At 66.5% G+C, this 16,891-nt stretch carries 16 protein-coding genes and 2 pseudogenes; 11 read left to right on the forward strand and 7 right to left on the reverse strand.

The window, feature by feature from the left end:
- The first annotated feature begins 364 nt into the window (after positions 1-364).
- Both ACIHIX_RS24180 and ACIHIX_RS24185 read left to right on the forward strand, forming a co-directional pair.
- Positions 365-1,948, forward strand: a complete 1,584-nt coding sequence (locus tag ACIHIX_RS24180; protein ID WP_399959443.1) for a Mu transposase C-terminal domain-containing protein — start codon at positions 365-367, stop codon at positions 1,946-1,948.
- A complete protein-coding gene (locus ACIHIX_RS24185; protein ID WP_399959445.1) occupies positions 1,938-2,714 on the forward strand; it encodes an AAA family ATPase in 777 nt (258 codons plus the stop codon). The genes ACIHIX_RS24180 and ACIHIX_RS24185 overlap by 11 nt, the downstream gene beginning before the upstream one ends.
- Positions 2,715-2,758: 44 nt before the next feature.
- Here ACIHIX_RS24185 and ACIHIX_RS24190 read toward each other — a convergent pair whose 3' ends face one another.
- Positions 2,759-2,974 (reverse strand): hypothetical protein, encoded by a 216-nt coding sequence (locus ACIHIX_RS24190; protein ID WP_399959447.1) that lies wholly within the window; start codon positions 2,972-2,974, stop codon positions 2,759-2,761.
- An 18-nt stretch (positions 2,975-2,992) separates the two neighbouring features.
- Between ACIHIX_RS24190 and ACIHIX_RS24195 the strand changes: the two genes are divergently transcribed.
- Both ACIHIX_RS24195 and ACIHIX_RS24200 read left to right on the forward strand, forming a co-directional pair.
- Positions 2,993-3,742 carry a hypothetical protein gene (locus ACIHIX_RS24195; RefSeq protein WP_399959449.1) on the forward strand — a complete coding sequence of 250 codons (750 nt, stop codon included), beginning with the start codon at positions 2,993-2,995 and terminating at the stop codon, positions 3,740-3,742.
- A 630-nt stretch (positions 3,743-4,372) separates the two neighbouring features.
- On the forward strand, positions 4,373-4,876 hold the full coding sequence (locus ACIHIX_RS24200) for a hypothetical protein (protein WP_399959451.1): 504 nt from the start codon (positions 4,373-4,375) through the stop codon (positions 4,874-4,876).
- Positions 4,877-5,555: 679 nt separating this feature from the next.
- Here the strand turns inward: ACIHIX_RS24200 and ACIHIX_RS24205 are convergent.
- On the reverse strand, positions 5,556-5,837 hold the full coding sequence (locus tag ACIHIX_RS24205) for a hypothetical protein (protein ID WP_399959453.1): 282 nt from the start codon (positions 5,835-5,837) through the stop codon (positions 5,556-5,558).
- A gap of 589 nt (positions 5,838-6,426) precedes the next feature.
- Here ACIHIX_RS24205 and ACIHIX_RS24210 point away from each other — a divergent pair.
- Positions 6,427-7,320: a replication-relaxation family protein gene (locus ACIHIX_RS24210; RefSeq protein WP_399959454.1), complete on the forward strand. Its 894-nt coding sequence runs from the start codon at positions 6,427-6,429 to the stop codon at positions 7,318-7,320.
- Between the two features lie 699 nt (positions 7,321-8,019).
- Positions 8,020-8,523: a hypothetical protein gene (locus ACIHIX_RS24215; protein ID WP_399959456.1), complete on the forward strand. Its 504-nt coding sequence runs from the start codon at positions 8,020-8,022 to the stop codon at positions 8,521-8,523.
- Positions 8,524-8,552: 29 nt separating this feature from the next.
- Here the strand turns inward: ACIHIX_RS24215 and ACIHIX_RS24220 are convergent, their stop codons facing one another.
- Positions 8,553-8,915, reverse strand: a complete 363-nt coding sequence (locus tag ACIHIX_RS24220) for a transposase (protein ID WP_399959458.1) — start codon at positions 8,913-8,915, stop codon at positions 8,553-8,555.
- A gap of 372 nt (positions 8,916-9,287) precedes the next feature.
- On the opposite strand from ACIHIX_RS24220, the pseudogene ACIHIX_RS24225 reads away from it, so the two are divergent.
- A pseudogene (locus ACIHIX_RS24225) lies at positions 9,288-9,661 on the forward strand (hypothetical protein).
- 52 nt (positions 9,662-9,713) lie between these two features.
- Here ACIHIX_RS24225 and ACIHIX_RS24230 read toward each other — a convergent pair.
- The 3 genes from ACIHIX_RS24230 to ACIHIX_RS24240 form a co-directional block, all read right to left on the reverse strand.
- Positions 9,714-10,064: a hypothetical protein gene (locus ACIHIX_RS24230; protein ID WP_399959460.1), complete on the reverse strand. Its 351-nt coding sequence runs from the start codon at positions 10,062-10,064 to the stop codon at positions 9,714-9,716.
- 164 nt (positions 10,065-10,228) lie between these two features.
- Entirely contained in the window at positions 10,229-10,729 is a 501-nt protein-coding gene (locus tag ACIHIX_RS24235) for a transposase (protein WP_399959462.1), read from the reverse strand.
- Positions 10,730-11,335: 606 nt separating this feature from the next.
- Positions 11,336-11,887 carry a hypothetical protein gene (locus ACIHIX_RS24240; protein ID WP_399959464.1) on the reverse strand — a complete coding sequence of 184 codons (552 nt, stop codon included), beginning with the start codon at positions 11,885-11,887 and terminating at the stop codon, positions 11,336-11,338.
- Positions 11,888-11,929: 42 nt separating this feature from the next.
- Between ACIHIX_RS24240 and ACIHIX_RS24245 the strand changes: the two genes are divergently transcribed.
- Positions 11,930-12,157 carry a hypothetical protein gene (locus tag ACIHIX_RS24245; RefSeq protein ID WP_399959466.1) on the forward strand — a complete coding sequence of 76 codons (228 nt, stop codon included), beginning with the start codon at positions 11,930-11,932 and terminating at the stop codon, positions 12,155-12,157.
- A gap of 255 nt (positions 12,158-12,412) precedes the next feature.
- Positions 12,413-13,586 (forward strand): annotated as a pseudogene (locus ACIHIX_RS24250) (IS30 family transposase).
- On the opposite strand, the gene ACIHIX_RS24255 reads toward ACIHIX_RS24250, so the two are convergent.
- Positions 13,556-13,924, reverse strand: a complete 369-nt coding sequence (locus tag ACIHIX_RS24255) for a hypothetical protein (protein WP_399959468.1) — start codon at positions 13,922-13,924, stop codon at positions 13,556-13,558. The pseudogene ACIHIX_RS24250 and the gene ACIHIX_RS24255 sit on opposite strands and share 31 nt — an antisense overlap.
- A gap of 541 nt (positions 13,925-14,465) precedes the next feature.
- On the opposite strand from ACIHIX_RS24255, the gene ACIHIX_RS24260 reads away from it, so the two are divergent.
- A complete protein-coding gene (locus ACIHIX_RS24260) occupies positions 14,466-16,286 on the forward strand; it encodes a hypothetical protein (RefSeq protein WP_399959469.1) in 1,821 nt (606 codons plus the stop codon).
- Positions 16,274-16,774, forward strand: a complete 501-nt coding sequence (locus ACIHIX_RS24265; RefSeq protein ID WP_399959471.1) for a hypothetical protein — start codon at positions 16,274-16,276, stop codon at positions 16,772-16,774. Before ACIHIX_RS24260 ends, ACIHIX_RS24265 begins: the two co-directional genes overlap by 13 nt.
- The last annotated feature ends 117 nt before the right edge of the window (positions 16,775-16,891 follow it).

Below are 16,891 nucleotides of genomic sequence, written 5' to 3' on the forward strand. Positions count from 1 at the left end.
GCGCGCGGTCTGCTCCGCAGACACGACGCGAAGCCGCTACGCGGCTTCCCCCTGCGGGCGCTCCGCGCCCGCCTCCCCGGCGGCTCCGCCGCCGGACCGGACCACTCCGTGGCCCGGAAGCCGGATCGCTCCGCGATCCGGCGCCGGAGTCCGCTCCACGAACTCCGGAAGAAGCAGCAACTAGGGTGTGGGAGGGGTAAGTTGACGTCTCGTCACTAAATGCTGACACAGCATCAGATTTGATCCCGTGTTCGGGGATTCTTGATCATTCTTCTGCGGGCGCTGCTAGCAGATGCGTCTGTCTACTGTCATCACGATGCCGAAGACCGTCAGAACTCTGCCGATGGTGTGAGAGTACTGGTGCATGGCCGAAGAGGAGTCAGGTGAACGGCAGCGCGTAGGAAGGGTGCCGGCCGAGGCGGGCCGGACCGCCGCAGTGCAACGCCTGATCGACCTCGATAGCCGCGATGAGCTGACGTCTGCCCATGTCCGCCTGGTGGCCCAGGCGTTGGGGCGTTCCGAGCGGACGGTGTGGCGGTGGCTGTCCGCTGCGCGGGAGGAGGGCCGCTACGGCCGCGTTTCTGCGGCGCGGTTCACGGTGACACCGGAAGTGCGCACGCTGCTGGCCCTGTGGGGCGGCAACGCTTCCCGCGTTCACGCCGAGTTGGCCGAGCGGGCTCGCTTGGATCCTGCCAGTGGGCCGGTGCCGTCGTTGGCGACCTTGCATCGGGCGATCCGCCGGGACCTGACGGCGGGTGAGCGGGCCGGGCTGCGTCAGGGTGAAGCAGCTCGGCGGGTGCACGACGTCTTCGCTGCACGGCCGCCCGTCCACCGCAACGCTGTCTGGGAAGGCGATCACAAGCGGGTTCCCGTTGAGGTCGATGTCGAAGGGGAGCTGGTCTGTCCCTGGGTGACGTGGTTCATCGACTGTGCGACCAGAGTGGTTGTCGGTGTTGCGGTCACTCCTCATGCGCCCAGCCGGGACGCGGTGCTGGCTTCGTTGCGGTGCGCGATCGACCGGCGTGAGCCCTACGGTCCGGCCGGAGGGCTCCCTGGTGCCATCCGGGTCGACCGGGGCAAGGAATTCCTGTGCCGCACCGTGACTGCCGCCATGGGTGGCTTCGCCGTCGCCGTAGTGGATCTGCCCCCGTACACGCCGCATCTGAAAGGCACCGTCGAGGCGCTCAATGACGCAGCCGAGGAGATGCACTTCGTCCTCCTGCCCCGCTACCTGCACCGGCAGAAACTCACTGGGGGCAAGAGCGCTGATCCGGACGCGCCCGCTCTCGCCTTCGAGGCCTTCGTGGCCGGGCTGCTGGACTGGGTGAACTGGTGGAACAGCCAGCACCGGCCTGCCGGCCTGGATGGCAGGACCCCGCTGGGGGCGTGGATGGCCGATGCCACCCCGCTGGCTGAGGCTCCGCCCGAGCAGCTGGCTCACTTCTCGCTCGAAGGCGACGGACGGGAGCGGACCGTCACCAGTCACGGCATCAGGTGGCACCGCCGCGACTACATCGCCGACTGGATGGTCGGCCGGACCGGCACGCGCGTCTCCATCCGGCACTTGCCTCACCACGACGACGTCATCGAGGTTTTCACCGCCGACGGCACGCACCTGGGCAGCGCGTACCTGGCCGAGGCCGCCACGGCGGAGCAGGTCCGTGCGCTCAGAGCTGCCCGCACGGCATCGGCCCGCCGGCTGCGGGCTGATCTCAAAGCCGCTGAGAAACTGCGCCGGGAGCGGTTCAAGGCGCAGACCGTGGCCGGCCCGGCCGAACGCAGCCGTACCCCGGCCCGCGGTGAGGCAGCCGGAGAACTGGAGGGCGGGGCGCGACGGGACAGGCACCAGTTGGCCCGGCCGGGGTTGATTCCCCACGGCCCGGCGCCGGAGCACTGGGTGCAGCTGGTGGATCCCAAGCAGCAGGACGGACGGTGCGATGAGGACTGACCTGGCTTACGGACGCCTGCCTGACGAGCGCGAGGACCACTTCCTCGGCCTGGAGGCAGCGCACCTGGTGGGGACCGAGGCGTTGCTGACCACCCGGGACAACATCGAGGCGGTCATCGAGGCCAAGGCGATGATGTGCGCCTATGGGCCGGCCGGATACGGCAAGACCATGGCCGTGAACTCCGCGCTGCGGGCCCTGGCGCCTGACATCACCTACCGCCTGGAACTGCGCTCCGGTCCCACCCCGCGCGACATCCGCCACGGACTGTTCAAGGCTCTGCGCCTGCCTGGTGAGCCGCCCAAGCGCCCGATCGAGTTCGACGCGCTCCTGAAGAACGTCCTCGCCGAGCAGTTCCGGGTCCTGGTCTGCGACGAGGCCCAGTGGATGAGCCGCACCGGGTTCGAGTTCTGGCGTCATCTGTGGGATGACCGCCACACGGACATCGCGGTCGTCTTCGCCGGTGGCGACAGCTGCTATCGGGTGCTGCGGCGTGAGCCGATGCTCGCCTCACGGATGTACATCTGGCAGGAGTTCGACCGCATCCCCAAAGCGGAGGTACGGCAGGTCATCGCAGCTTTCCATCCGGTGTGGGCCACAGCTGAACCGGGATTGATCAATGCGGTCGACGTCGAAGCCGCGCACGGCAGCTTCCGCAACTGGGCCAACATCACCCACCACCTCGTGGCAGGGATGAGGAAGACCGGCGCGGACACGGTCACCGAAGCCCTGGTCCACTGGGTCTACAGCAAGATCGGCGGCATGTAGCAGTGAAGCCAGGCCGTCGGCACAGGACAGATCCGGGCGCAGCATCACGTCATGCGGTAGGAGCAGCATTCACCGTCCTCCTCGACACCGACGATGACCCAGTTGTCACTCAGGCCGCACTCGCAGCGCACCGGCTTGGCGCGGGACGCCTGGTCGTCCACCCCACCCCGGCAGCCTCCCACCCGCCCGGTCTGGCCCAGGACGTCCTGGCCGCGCTCGGTAAGACCCTCCCCCGCCGCCAGGCCGGCGTCCCCCGGCACCGCGCGGCATGGGCCGACATGGTCCGCCCCACCTGGACCGCGGCCGCCAGCTGGATCCACGCACAGCGCATCGGTCACCTCATCCTCCTACGCGCCCACACCCAGAGCCCCGCACGATGGATACAGCTGATCCGCCTCCAGCGGCGCACCGGGATCCACCTCACCCTCGTCTGGCACGACACCCCCGAAAGGCTCAACGACCGGGCACAGGCATGGCAGGAGGGACCCTGGGCCCTCATCAGCGAGCAGGAAACCGCCCAGCAGCGGCTACGCCGTCGCGGACAGCGGCCCGCCCTCGTCCCACACGACCCGAACGCCGCAGACACAGAGCCCGCAGCCCACGTGGTCGGGTGGCTGCAACAAGTCGGCCATCCACTGCACGCAGGGCTCCTCGCCGCCCAGCTCGCCTGCGGCCAGCCCACACCCCAGCAACTCGCACAGGTCCGTCTCACCGACCTCGCCCCGGACGCGACCGCCCTGGCCCTGCCCCACCCTGGCCGCTACCGCTCCCCCGACCGGACCTGGCACCCCATACCCGTATGGGCGCGCCCCGCACTCATCGCAGCCCGCGCCTGGCAGCACCACACCGGACACCCCTACAGCAGCCGGCGCCTGTTCCAGCACACCAACTTCCACCACCACAACCAGCTCTACGACCTCGCAGCCGCCGCCGGCATCCACCCCGCCATCACACGCCTGACCGGCGACCCCGCCTGGCCCACATCCCACGAAAAACAGCAGACACCGCTCCTTGCGCCCCCAGCGTGATAGCGATCGGCAACCAGCCGACCAGCACACTCTGCACAAGCTGTCAGCACAACCTCAGCAACCACTGTCAGCCCCCATCAGGCACTGACCAGCCCAAACAACCCGGTCTGCCACTGACACCCCAACAACAAAAACCCCACCGACAAAACACCACACAACACCAGTTGGTGGATCGTCACTCCGTGACGATGGCCGGATCACTCCGTGATCCGGGAATCTGACCTTCGGTCAGATTCGTTCTGTGGCGGCCTGCTCCGCAGTCCGTCACAGAACTTGACGCCCCCTCCGGGCGCGTCAGGGGCACCTACAAGGACGGCCTGTCCCCTCCGGTCTCGGGGATATGTGTTTCCGGCCATCTTGAGTGTGTGTCAGTTTGGCTCAATCGATTGATTCTGGCCTGATTCACTACCCCTGCCGCCGCTGCGTAGCGGAGTGTAGCGAACTCCCTTGGGTTTTATGGGCGCTGGGAACATTCTGTTTATTGGGTGATCGATAGGCTATGGCTGGTTTTCCGGGAATGCTTGAACTCCCCATTCTCGGGGGCCTGCTCGGGAAATATAATTGGGTTATCTCGATGGGGCAGCAACCTCATCGGGCGGGAACTCTCTCAAAAGGACTCAAGGAGTGGTAATGGCGAAGTTGAAGCCTATTTCTCCGACCCGGATTGCGGAGGCCCGTGAAGAGGCTTACGCGGTGCTGGCCCGCCTGATGGGTCGTCTGGCGCCGGGCGAGCACGTGGTGCGGCTGGGCGTGACCATGGACGGTCAGGAGAAGCCGCTGAGTGCGGCGCTCCCGCTGACCGTGGAGGGTGACGGCGGCCCTGAGGACCTGGTGGGCGCGGAAGAGAAGTACGTGGACAACATGGCGTTTTTGCTGATGGTCGGGCTGGCGCAGCCGCTGTCGTACGGCACGTTGTACCTGCGTTCGTCGTCGGAGGTGGAGGGTGCGGCGTGTGTGATCCGGGCCTGGCACCTGAGTTACTGCACGCTGCGCGAGTGCACTGTGGCTGAGGCGGCTGAGCTGGTCGGTGTGGGTGAACCGGCGGAGTTCGCGGACGCGTTCGGGCTGCACGGCGGTGACGAGGACGAGGAGATCGAGGCGGTTTACCCGCCGGTGGCCTACACCGTCCTGTAGCTGCCCTGTGAAGCGGGCCGGGGTGGCTGCCTGGCCCGCGCTCCCTGCCCTGTGAACGCCGGGCGCGGGGCAGGGTGGGTGGGGGTGCCGGTCACAAGGGACGACTCCGGCGCCCCCACCCTGCAACGACGCGGAGCGTCGTGGACAGACAAAGGAGGGGTGGCCCGCTGATGCGGGCCGCCCCTCCTTCCGCATCGCGTAGCGATGCCATCGCCGCCCTTTCCAGGGGGCGGAGCCTCCTGGGGTGTCCGCCGCGTAGCGGCGGCGCGTCGCGTCTGCGGAGCAGACCGCGCGCAAAAGAATTCAGGGAAATGTGGGCGGTGAATTAATGCCCGATGTTCTTCGCGCCGCATTCTGCTGCGCCCCGCATGTTCTATCGATTGCTGCATTTTAATCTGCTGGCGGGGAACGGCAGATCCGGTGGGTCAGCAAACCCGCTCCGGAAGTCCCCGCCAGCAGTGCCTCTCTCAAAAGGCTCTCCCATCGTAGGTGATGTCGCCTCGCCGTAGGGAGGCTGCGCGCTCTTTGGCCCCGGTGCAGGACTTCGCCTCTGAACCCGCCGCGCATCACCCGCGTCAGGGCCCGCGCTGAAGCCCGCCAAGACGGTGCTTGGTCGTCGCCGGCGTCAACGGCCCGCGGCGCCCCGGGGGGGGTATGGGGCGCCGCCATCGCCGCTGGGTCAGAGGACGAAGATGCTCTGAGCCGTATCCGAGTGGTGCGTCTCGCCCGGGTAGACCAGCCACTCCACCGGCCCCGTACAGTCCGGTCCGCTGTGGACTTCGGCGATGGCGTCGGTGAAGTTGCTCAGCATTGAGGGGAGCGTGTCCACGGCGTAGCAGCCGCTCGGGTCTTCGTACGCGGCGCCGTTGATGACGAGGACACCGTTCGCCGCGTAGGCCGAGCCCGGCACGGTGATGGCCAGGGTGGCCGCGCCTGCCAGCGCGCTGAGGGTCATGGCCATGCGTCGCATCATCGTTGAGGTCCTCTCCGTGGTACGGACCGCTTGAGGGCGATCCACTGTCATCACGGAACGTACTGGATCATAAGCGTTGCGTGTTCGACGTGTGTGGTCGAGGGAGACATCTGGCTGGAGAGTCGGCGCATGTTCCCTGCCGCCCGACCCGGCCTTCGAGCCGGCTGTGTCCGGCGCATGGCGCGGAGGCCTCGCTGACGCGCAACGAGGAGAGGACGGCGCTCCGATCCCCCGAGGCTCACCCCAGCCGTCCCCGCCCTTTCCCTTCTCCTTCTTTCTTGCTTGTGGTGGGGGCGTGGGGGTGTGCAGAGGGGGATGTCGGGCTGCAGGCCATGCCTGGTCAGGTGTGGTGAGCTGCGGATACTCCGTCAGAAGCCGTTGGGGTGCAGTCGGTTGAGGGCGGGGTTATCGGCCGGGTTGTCGGCCCTGACCAGGGCCTGGTCGGGGGCACAGTTATCGCATTGTGACGCTGGTCAGGCCCTGGTGGTCGGACGTCTGGTCAGGGCCAGCTGATGCCGTGAGTTCTCTAGCGCGGCGCCGGGCAGGACGGCGGGCCGCAGGTTGGGAGGGCTGGCTGATGGTGGATGTGGATGCGGGTGGTGGGGATCGGCTGGCGCTGGGGGTGCTGGCGCAGTACCGGATGGCGACGACGGAGCAGATGCATCGGCTGATCGCGCCAGGGGTCCGCATCGAGCGGACGCGGCGCAGGCTGGCCAAGCTGCGTCAGGAAGGGCTGGTGGACCGGATCACGCTGCCGCAGGCAGGCCGTACGCGGGTGTGGTTCGCCACCGCCTACGGAGTCGAGGTCGTCTCGGAGTGGCCGGAGTTGCGCGAGTGGCGGCCGGCCAAGCTGGGTGCGGACCGCACCGCGGCCCGGCTGCGCGTCGGGCACGCGCTGACCGTGACGGAGACCGGGCTGGCATTCGTAGCGGACGCCCGCCGGTGTGGGGATGTGTGCCGGCCGCTGGACTGGATCCCCGAGGTCTACCACCCGCTCGGGGGCGGGGAAGCCGTGATACCGGATGCGCTGGTCTACTACCGGCAGGACCGCCGCGGTGGTGAGGGATGGTCGATGCTGCGGGCTTTCGTGGAAGTCGACCGGGCCACCATGGGCCCCGAACGCCTCGCCGCGAAGATCCGCGCCTACGAGCGGCTGTTCACCTACGTGCCGGTGGCCGTGGGACAGCCGAGAGCGGTACGTGCCCGGCAGGAAGAAGACTGGCGGCGCCGCTACCCGGTCTTCCCGCGGCTGCTGTTCGTCCTGGACGCCACCGGCCCCGCCGGCGTGGAGAACCGCATCACCGCCCTGACCGCCAGCGCCCGCCTGACCGGGCCCGCCTTCCGCGACACCGTCCCCATCTACGCCGCCTCCCTCACCGATCTTCTGCGCAATGGGCCCTCAGCGCCCGTCTGGCGGCCTGTCACCGCACCCGGGCAGCACGTCAATTGGACTCACCAGGTGGGTGCCTGAACGCCCGCACCCCTTGCCCTGGCGCGTATCGATCGATACGGCCCTTGGAGGGGTTGTGGATCTTTCCGTCTCCTACACGATCGTGCTGCCGGGTGACACCGCGCCAACGACGATCACCCCCAAGTCAACCGCCGCACCCGGCCGGACGGGGAGACGCTGACGGCCGCTCCTGGCCGACCAGGTCGACCAGATCGCCGACGAAGACGACCGTCTGCATGTCCTGACGCTCCTTCAGCGGGCGCGCATCGTCCTCAGCGACCGAAGCGACCCGGGCTGGGACACCGGCGCGCCTACGGGCGTCACATGCCGCGACCAGGGTCGTATCCGCGTCCAGTACCAGGACAACCGGCTGCTGCCGGTCGGCGTGATCTGGACCTGGCCGTACGGCTGCGTGCCGCTCTCTGACCCCCTGACTCTTGAGGAGACCTGATGGACATCACGACCGAGGACCGCACCAGCGGCTGGTACGTCATCCAGCAGACCGGGCATGCAGCAGTGGGCAGAGGAACACGGCACCTGGAGGGCCCACGGCGTACGCCTGGACCTCATGCACGGCAACCGCCGCGTGGCCGCCGCCACGCTGATGACGCTCTTTGAAATCGGCTCTGTCCGCAGTTCCGTGAACCACAGCGTCTGGTGCGCCAGCAGAGATTCATGCGCCGATCGCCCCATCTCCCGACCGTGGGGCATGCTGTTGCGGTGAGTGATCCTCAAGCAGCATGGCAGGAATGGCTGAACAGCCTGGACGTGCCACGGAAGGCGGCCGCGGAGCCGCTGCGTGCCCAGTTCAGCGCCCTCGGCGTGACCGATCCTCTCGACCTGATCAAGTCAGAGCTCATGGAAGACATTCCGCAGCTCGCGCGATTCGTACTGCTGCGGAGCCTGTGGCACGGTGCGATCAACGGCTGGGGCGAGCCGGGCTCGCTCGATCAACTGCCATCCGCGCAACGCCTTCTTGCCGCCGGAGCGGACCAGAAGGACCTTGTTTGCCTAGTCCGAGCCGTTGCCTATGAGGCGGTGTTCGCGACGCTCGACGAGCTGGACGCCGGCGGCGATGTGAACGTGTCGGGTGTGGAGGCCGGCTGGGTGGTCATGGAGTCGGGCGAAGATGGCTCTCCGACTGGACGCGCACTGTCGGGCCTGCATGAAGACCTCCTGACAATGGATCCCAGCGGACGCGAAGGAGCTGACCTCTGGCAATGAGGGCAGTGCCTTGGGCTGATTGATGCAGATCACGACTGCGCGAGGATGCGGGTCCGGAGGAGTTCGAATGAGGCCCGTCCATACATCGCTCGCTTGAGGGTTTTCACCCGGTTCACGTGCCCTTCGACCACCCCCGAACTCCACCGGAGGGTCAGTCCGGCGGTGACAGCGTCGAGGTCCTGACGGAGGAAGCCGGCAAAGCCCCTCATGGGCTTCGGTGCGTCCTGCTCGGCCTGCCGGACCCACTCCAGCAACAGGTATCCGCGCTGGTGACGGACCAGGTCGGCGAACGCCTGAGCGAGATCGCACGCCCGGGTGATGTCCGGGCAGGCGTAGCGGACTGGGAGGAGCCGCTCGTCCTGGCTGTTGGTGAGCGTCTCCCGGGGCCGCATGATCCACGAGCTGATCTTGCGGGGGCTGCGGATGTCGGCCGGACCGGTTTGGCGGTGCCCGCGCGGAGAGCGGCGAGGTGTTTGCGGACGACCTGGCGGCTGCCGCGGTAGCCACGAGCCTGGATCTCCAAGAAGAGCTGCCGCTGACCTGCCCTTGGGCTTCCGTGAATCGGGCTTTGAGGTATGCCTTGAACGGCTCCAGGACGCCGTTGGGGCGGCGCTCGCGGGCAGAGACCAGCAACTCGTCGAGGTCCGTGTCGCGGAAGCGGCGCACCGTATCGGCGTAGATGAACGTCCCCAGCTATGTCGCGGGCAGGAGCACGGGTGAGGATCCTGGTTAAGATCGCCAGGCTGGCCGGAGACACTCGCACGATGAGTCACAGTGCATTGGCCGGATCGGTCGAACGAGGTTGGGACGGGCCCTGGTACCGGGTCCGGACGGACGACTTCGAGGCATCGTTCCTGCCCAGCTCACTCGAGGACTTGGACTTGGTGTGCAACGTCGATGTCTTCGTGGACCTCACGGACGGCTCCCGGTGGAGCGCAACCGTCTTCACGGTCGCAGAGGTCGAACGCTTGATGCAGACCTGGGCAGGAACCGACGAGGCTCTCGGCGGCCGTTACTTCTGGGTCTCGGACGGCCTGATCGTCCGGGATCCCGGCATCGACAACTGACCCAGGTGATCGCCGGACTGATCGAGAACGACGAGTTCTCTGAGGTTTTCCAGCGACTCGAAGACGACTGATCGTGCCCCCGGCCGCCGAGCCGACGTGGCCTGAACGAACCGCCCGATCCTGTCATCGCACGACGTGAATCTCGGGAAGTGTCCGGCGCCAATCATCCTGCAAGCTGACCAGCAGGGCGCGCGCGAGGGTCCGAACCTGACGCCACCCTGCGTCGGTGGCCAGCGCTTCCCTTGACCAACGCTCGGCGTTCTCTCTGCCGCTCATCTCCTCGAGCACCGCGTCAATCAGCTGCAGCTTGCCCAAGGCGTCCATATCCAGGAACTCTTCCTGCTGGAGGTCGGCTATCAGGCGAAAGGCGTCATCGAATTCCAGGGCCAGCTCGTCGGTCACGACCTTGTGCTTGTCGATCCAGGCGAGCTGATCGGCCGAGTCCGCACCAAGTACGGCAAGCGCTTCGATCATGCGCTGCCAGCGGAAAGAAGCCCTCGGAGTCCCCACCCGCACATCCTCGCACGATCACGATCCGAGCCACCGAACACGATCCGAGCCACCGAACTGGGGACGTTCATCCGTACCGGGTTGGGGCCTTGCACTCGTACGCCGACGCACCGTCTTGCGGTCGAGGTTCAGCCCGGGCGATGGCGCTGATCGTCCAGCGCTTCTCCAGCAGGCGGTGGATGTCCTCGTAGCGGTGGCGGGTGCGTTCGATGATCTGGGTGCGGGGCAGTTCCGGGGGGCGGTAAGAGCATCGGGGGCGGCTCGGGCACCTCGGTCACAGTCTCTTCCTCGGCGCGTTTGCGCAGGCAGTCGCGGTGCTGGTGACAGGTCTTCTCAACCGCAGCGGACAGGTTCTGCAGCAGGTGCCAGCGATCAGCCACTTTCCAGAGCGTGAGGTGCGGCTTCCTTGACCGCCTTGGTGTAGGCGGTGACCCGGTCCCGGCAGATGATCTCGGCGCCGGGATGCTCGGTGGGCCAGGCCGCGAAGTCTCCGAGGTCCGGTCGGGTAGTACGTCCACGACCCGGCCGGCCTCGACGTCGACCAGCACGGTGCCGTAGGTGCAGCCCTTGCGGAAGGCGAACTCGTCCACCCCCAGCACCCGAGGCGCACGGTCCGGCACTGTCAGCACCGTCAGCAGCCGGGTCCGGCCCGCGGCCAGCCGCAGGCGGCGGCACAAACCGTGCGGCCGGACGGCCTCCGAGCTCGATTGCGATCGACCGCAGCCAGCCTGTCAGCCCGGTGCTGGAGCGGCGGTGCCGCTCGGACAGGCCCGCCACCTGCTCGACGAACGTCTTGCGGGAACAGGTCTTCCGGTCACAGAAGTACCGGCGGACCCGCTGCCGGACGATGACCCGACGAGATCCCAACGGCCTTTCAATCAAGATGCGTTGGTACGTGCTGTGTATGCGTCTCGCCTGTTTCCGGCAGTCCGGGCACCGGCCGGGGCGAGCGGTGGACACCACCCCCGCACGAGGACGTCGGAGGAGTCGCTTACGCGCTCCACTCACACATCGATCCCGGGAAACAGCACAGCCTCGACCGTCCTGCTCGCCATGCCGGGACATACCCTGCCGAAACGATCCCTCGCTCACCTCCCTGACCTGGGAATTCACGGAACTGCGGACAGAGCCTTGAAATCGGCCACCCCCTGCTCAGGGGTGACCCCACACCTGCTCACGATTCCCCAGATACGGAATGAGCTGACTTCTGTGCCGGTTTGTTCCTCGGCCGATGCTCAGGGCTGGTCCGCGATCCGCCGGCCGAGCTGTTCGAGGAACTCCTGCAAGCTGGACGCAGCGACCTCGAAGTCGTCGAACCAGGAGGCCGTGGCGGACTTCCAGACTTGTCCGCTGTCTCCGATCGCGAACAGATGGCCCCCGCCATCGCTGGCGAAGACCAGCGCGATGAATTCGCCTTCAATCGGAGCGGGGCCGTACTCGCGGAAGTGCTCCGCCACCGTCGCAGGTGAGTGGATGAAGTACCCGCTGTCGACGTCGGGCAGGGAAGCCTCGCTGATCACCCAGTAGAGCGTGGTCAGGTCGGAGGGGATCGGCGTCAGGTCCACAAGTACGCTGGTTGCCTGGTGACTGTCGTCGGTTGCGAGCATCACGGCGTTGCGGCCGGGCGGGAAGCCGTGCGTCGGCAGGAAGGACTCCATCAGCTTCGTCAGCGCCGTGTCGGCCTGCCCCCACCAGGACCGGACCCACTCCGCGTCAAGCCGCTCACCAGGCACGTTCCCCCCCCTCGAATACGCGTCGGACCCGCCGTCGCGAGCCCGGAAGAACATATCGAAAGGCTCAGCACGAGGCTCGCTTGGAGCCGCGACCTGATGCCGCGCCGGCTGGCCCTCCTTGCCGCCGCCCCCAACCTGGCCCACGCCCCCTGCCCGTTCCACCCGGCGTGGGAACTGCCGAGCACCACCTACCAGATTCCTGGCCTGAGCGCTCCCGAGACCATGGCGCGCGAGCTGCTCGCCGCCTGGGCCGCCGCCCGCGACCTGCGGGACCCTCTGACCACGTGGGCGGTCACCACCGCATATCAGCAAGACCAACGCTAAGACCGCCAGCGGCGTCTCCCGCCACCATCAACCGCCTTCTCCCCACCGACTGAACAACGACGCCAACAACCTGATCGCCACAACACCACCCCGACCACGGACCCGACCAAGTGACCATCTGGGTTCTATCGGTCGTTGCAACACCTCAGTTCAGAGGTGGCAGTGGACGTCGAATTTCGTGCAAACCGGAGGCCCCAGGGCAACAAGCCGTTGGTCCACGAACGGGAGACATACTTCTTGCTTGTGGATCAAGGAATGAGCTTTGCCGAGGCTGCCAGGGCCGTCGGCATCAGCACCCTCACCGGCGAGAGATGGCGCAACGGACGTGGTGCCTCAGGTCGGTTCAAGGCAGTACCACCGCTCAACGCGGCACCCGTTGCTGAATCGACCGACCCTTCGCGCTATCTGCGCGAGGCCGACCGGGTCCACATAGCCGACCGGCTACTGGAGAAGGCCACCATCCGGACGATCGCCGCCGAGCTGGGACGAAGCCCGTCCACGATCAGCCGCGAAGTCCGCCGCAACGGCACCCGCGCTGGCCGACGGCCGCTGGCACTACCGGCCCTATACCGCCCAGCGCCGCACTGACGCCCGCCGGCCTCGACCCAAGACCGGGAAGATCGGCCAGAACCCGGAACTGCACGACTTCATCCAGTCTCACCTTGCCCTGCGCTGGAGCCCCGAGCAGATTTGTCACGCCCTGCGCAGACGCTTCACCCATCGGCCAGAGATGCACGTGAGCCACGAGACCATCTACCAGGCCCTTTACTCCCAAAGCCGCACGGAACTCCGCCGCGAACTGACCCAGGCTCTGCGCACTGGATGTGCCAGGCGAGTCCCTCGCCGCCTGGCCGACCGCCGACGCTCAAGAGCCGTCAAGAACATGATCATGATCAGCCAACGGCCGCCCGAGGCAGTGGACCGGGCGATTCCCGGGCACTGGGAGGGCGACCTGATCCTCGGCCGCAAGTAGCACGCCGCGATCGCCACCCTGGTCGAGCGCAGCACCCGTTACCTGATGCTGGTCCACCTCCCCGACGGCTACAACTCAGCAGCCGTGCGCGACGCCCTCATCGCCACCATCACCCCCCTGCCACCCAGTCTGAAGCGATCTCTGACCTGGGATCAAGGCACCGAGATGGCCGCTCACCGCGGCTTCAGCATCGCCACCCACGTCCCGGTCCATTTCTGCGAACCCGGCAGCCCGTGGCAGCGCGGCTCGAACGAGAACACCAACAGCCTGCTGCGGCAGTACTTCCCCAAGGGCACCGACCTTTCGGTCCACACTCACGAGCACCTTGATGCGGTAGCGGCCGAGTTGAACAGCCGCCCTCGCAAGACGCTCGGTCGGGCAACGCCAGCTGATCGTCTGCACGAGCTGACGGCTTCTTCGTCGTATTACTTGGGGTCCTCGCTCTCCCAGGGGTAGACGAAGAGGCCAGGCCGGGCGCCCCATGCGTCAAGCACCGTGATCAGTTCGGACTCGTCCGTGGCGTCAGCGGACCCGATGAGGACTGCTCCGATGTCGTAGTCGAAGCCGTCGATGCGATCGCGGTCGTACTCCCAGTGCTCAAGACGGAAGCCGCGTTCAGCGTCGCTGCGAACCCATCCCTCGCCCTGCGCTTGGGCGTCGGGATCGCTCCTCTTGGGACGGACGTCCACAAATGCCCGGCGACCCGGCCTCGACGCTGGAACTTCCGCAACGAGCCTTCTACCGAGGCGGAGTGCGCTCAATTTGTCCACAGGCCAGCTCGATCCGTCGTTCATAAAGCTTCATTCTGGCCTGGCCACCCAGGGACGAGTAGCGCGGCCAGGCGATGACTTCTGGTAGTTGCTCAGCCGTTGCCGACACCGCACGGGGGAGATCGCGTGACGGAGCTGATGCGGGAACTCTCCATGGCGTGCCATCAGCACGCTCACCAGATGGTCGGCTGCTCCGCGGCGGGCTGATCGGAAGCTGATGGCAGACGTAGTCGAAGATGAGTCTCGTCCTCCGCAAAGTTCCTCGTGGCCTGCTGTACGGATGGCTGTCCGGTCGTGGGCATCGAGTATCAGGTCACGCTGTACAGCCCCAACTATGCCTGTGTATGCGGTCGTTGTGGGAAACCCCACGCGCAGATCACCGAGGCCTAACGGACGCAAGGTGGAGTAGTGACCTTGCGCAGGTTGGTGCCCGTCGCCCTCGTCTTCTTTGCGATCCCTTAGGCCAATGATTATTGATCATTGAAGTAGGCGACCCTTACCGTCCTCTCGACTCGGACATGATCCCTATCGGGGACGAAGTCCTTAAATGCTTGGGGGGTTATAGATGTTGCAGACCAGACGTGCCCGGCACAGACCTCTGGCGCTGGCCGTCGCGTTTTTCTCGGTGCTCGCGTGGCTCGGCTTGGGGAGCCTGGCGCATGCGGGTGCCGCTACCGCCTCCGGCGGTGAATTCGTCCCCGTCTCGCCTTCTTCCAAGATCGTCGACACTCGTTCGTCTCTCGGTGTGACCACCGCGCTCGGTGCAGCTTCCACCACGTCCTTTCAGGTGACGGGTGTGGGTGGAGTGCCCTCCTCCGGCGTGTCGGCGGTGTCGTTGGTCGTCAAGGCCGTGAACGCCACGTCCTCGGGCAGCTATCTGGAACTGTGGCCTGACGGGACGACCAAGCCCTCCCCCGGTTCCACGGTCAACTTCGCGAGCGGCAGCCCGACGAGCAACGCGGCGATCGTCGCGGTCGGGTCGAACGGGATGATCGACGTCTACAACTCCAGTGGCTCTGTTGACCTGGTCGTTGACGTCAGCGGGTACTTCACCGGCGACGGCGGCGCTGCCTCTTCGGGCGGGTACGTTCCGGTCACGCAGTCACGGCTCGTCGACACCCGCAACGGAACGGGGGCCCCGACGGCGCAGATTGCTCCCGGGGGAACGCTGAACGTCCAGATCGACGGCGAGGCCGGCATCACTGACGAGGCGTCCGTGTACGCGAACCTCATCGTGCCCGCTTCCGGAGACCACGGAGCCCTGTACGCCTACGCAAGCGGCGGTTCATCCGGGCAACCGGTCGTGGACTACAAGAGCGTCACCACCTCCCAGGGCGCGGTCATCCCGGTGGGAACGGACGGTCAGATCACCCTGAAGAACGGGTCGTCCACGCAGTCAATCGATGTTGTCCTGGATGTCTACGGCTACTTCTCCGAAGCTGCCTCGGACGGGGGCCTGTTCACCGCCGTCCAGGACCGCTTGCTCGACACCCGCACCTCCACCGCGGTCCCGGCCGGCGAGAGCGTCAGTGTCATGGTGGGCGGCCGCGACGGAGTCCCGACGTCCTTCGGCGCCGCGGTGCTCAATGTGACGACGACAGGACAGCAGAGCTCCGGCTACCTGCGCGTGTGGCCAACGGGGCAGCCCATGCCGACCACCACATCGGTGGATAGCTTCCAGACCAATACGTCAACGGCCGACCTGGTGATTGCCCAGCCCGGTGACCAAGGAGCGGTGAGCTTCTACAACGGCAGCTCCGGCACCATCCAGCTCATTGTCGACCTGGAAGGGTGGTTCTCCATAGACGGCAACAGCGACGACGGCGCTCTGGCGACGCTGCCGCCGGTCGAACCCTCTGAGACGGACCTGACCGAAGCTCCGACGGACCCAGAGGCTGCTACGTCCGAGCCAGCCGCCCCTACGGACACGGCGAGCAGTGACATCACGCCCTACCCTGCCACCTGCAACCCTCACGGCGTCTACAAGCCCAGTTCACTCAAGGGCAAGTACATCCACGCTATCGGGCCCTCTCAAACCAACTACAACAACACCAGCAGCAAGGCGACCTCCACGTTCACTGCTGAGGTGACAGGGACCGTCGGAATCGCCCTCAGTGGATCACTGAAGGTCACCCTCAATGAGTTGGTCGCACAGCAAGAAGCCACCTTCGGCATCAACTTTTCGGCGTCACTGACCGCGAAACTGGGCAACTCGATCACCGTCACCATTCCGCCGCATTCGAGCGTCGGTGCCAAGTACGGTGTTTGGCGACGGCATATCGTAGGCACCAGCTACAACGTCACTTCCCTCTGCGGGCACGTCAACGTTTCAACAGTCAAGTCTTACACGCCTTACACGGTCGGCTGGTACACATGGCAAAACTGACCAAGGCTCATGCGATCGTAACGATCGGCTTGGCAGCGGGCCTTGCACTCGTCACAGGCTGCACGGCACGCAGCGGCCAGGACTCGCCGAACAAGCCGGAAGCCTATACGAGCCCTTCCAGCTCCGCTTCCGCCATTGACCTGGCGACAACTCCGCCCGACATCTCTGGCTCGACCAAAGCCCTTGTTCGACTGGCAGACAGAACGGGGTCGGAAGAGGTGGCCGTGATCGCGACAGTCAAGGCCGGAACCGTGGCTGTGGCGACCGAATGCGCCGGCGAGGGAAAAACGGTCATCACCATCGGTGAATTGGCCACCTACACCATCTCATGCGGGGCCACGCCCTCGACGACTTACAACGAGATCGGTCTGGGCAGCAGCAAGCAACACGTCAAAATCACGGTTACGGCCAGCGCCGGAATCCGCTGGGGCCTGTCGGTTGGATGGCGCCCGGGATATCAGCGTCCGTCCTTGAGCACGGCTTCATAGGCGTAGGAAGGAACGTCGCTGCTCTTCAGGGGTGGCTTCGCGGTTCGTGAGGACCAGCAGGGCCCTTGACCGATGGCCGACCGCGTCGTCGCCGAGTGCATCCGCCGTGCCGAACTC

The sequence above is a fragment of the Streptomyces sp. NPDC051913 genome (assembly GCF_044593635.1).
Taxonomy (GTDB): Bacteria; Actinomycetota; Actinomycetes; order Streptomycetales; family Streptomycetaceae; genus Streptomyces.

Bases quoted from the DNA above. Each gene is read 5' to 3' on its own strand.
- ACIHIX_RS24180 (WP_399959443.1), top strand. From the start codon at position 365: ATGGCCGAAGAGGAGTCAGGTGAACGGCAGCGCGTAGGAAGGGTGCCG.
- ACIHIX_RS24185 (WP_399959445.1), top strand. From the start codon at position 1,938: ATGAGGACTGACCTGGCTTACGGACGCCTGCCTGACGAGCGCGAGGAC.
- ACIHIX_RS24195 (WP_399959449.1), top strand. From the start codon at position 2,993: ATGGTCCGCCCCACCTGGACCGCGGCCGCCAGCTGGATCCACGCACAG.
- ACIHIX_RS24200 (WP_399959451.1), top strand. From the start codon at position 4,373: ATGGCGAAGTTGAAGCCTATTTCTCCGACCCGGATTGCGGAGGCCCGT.
- ACIHIX_RS24205 (WP_399959453.1), bottom strand. From the start codon at position 5,837: ATGGCCATGACCCTCAGCGCGCTGGCAGGCGCGGCCACCCTGGCCATC.
- ACIHIX_RS24210 (WP_399959454.1), top strand. From the start codon at position 6,427: ATGGTGGATGTGGATGCGGGTGGTGGGGATCGGCTGGCGCTGGGGGTG.
- ACIHIX_RS24220 (WP_399959458.1), bottom strand. From the start codon at position 8,915: ATGCGGCCCCGGGAGACGCTCACCAACAGCCAGGACGAGCGGCTCCTC.
- ACIHIX_RS24230 (WP_399959460.1), bottom strand. From the start codon at position 10,064: ATGATCGAAGCGCTTGCCGTACTTGGTGCGGACTCGGCCGATCAGCTC.
- ACIHIX_RS24240 (WP_399959464.1), bottom strand. From the start codon at position 11,887: ATGTTCTTCCGGGCTCGCGACGGCGGGTCCGACGCGTATTCGAGGGGG.
- ACIHIX_RS24245 (WP_399959466.1), top strand. From the start codon at position 11,930: ATGCCGCGCCGGCTGGCCCTCCTTGCCGCCGCCCCCAACCTGGCCCAC.
- ACIHIX_RS24255 (WP_399959468.1), bottom strand. From the start codon at position 13,924: ATGAACGACGGATCGAGCTGGCCTGTGGACAAATTGAGCGCACTCCGC.
- ACIHIX_RS24260 (WP_399959469.1), top strand. From the start codon at position 14,466: ATGTTGCAGACCAGACGTGCCCGGCACAGACCTCTGGCGCTGGCCGTC.
- ACIHIX_RS24265 (WP_399959471.1), top strand. From the start codon at position 16,274: ATGGCAAAACTGACCAAGGCTCATGCGATCGTAACGATCGGCTTGGCA.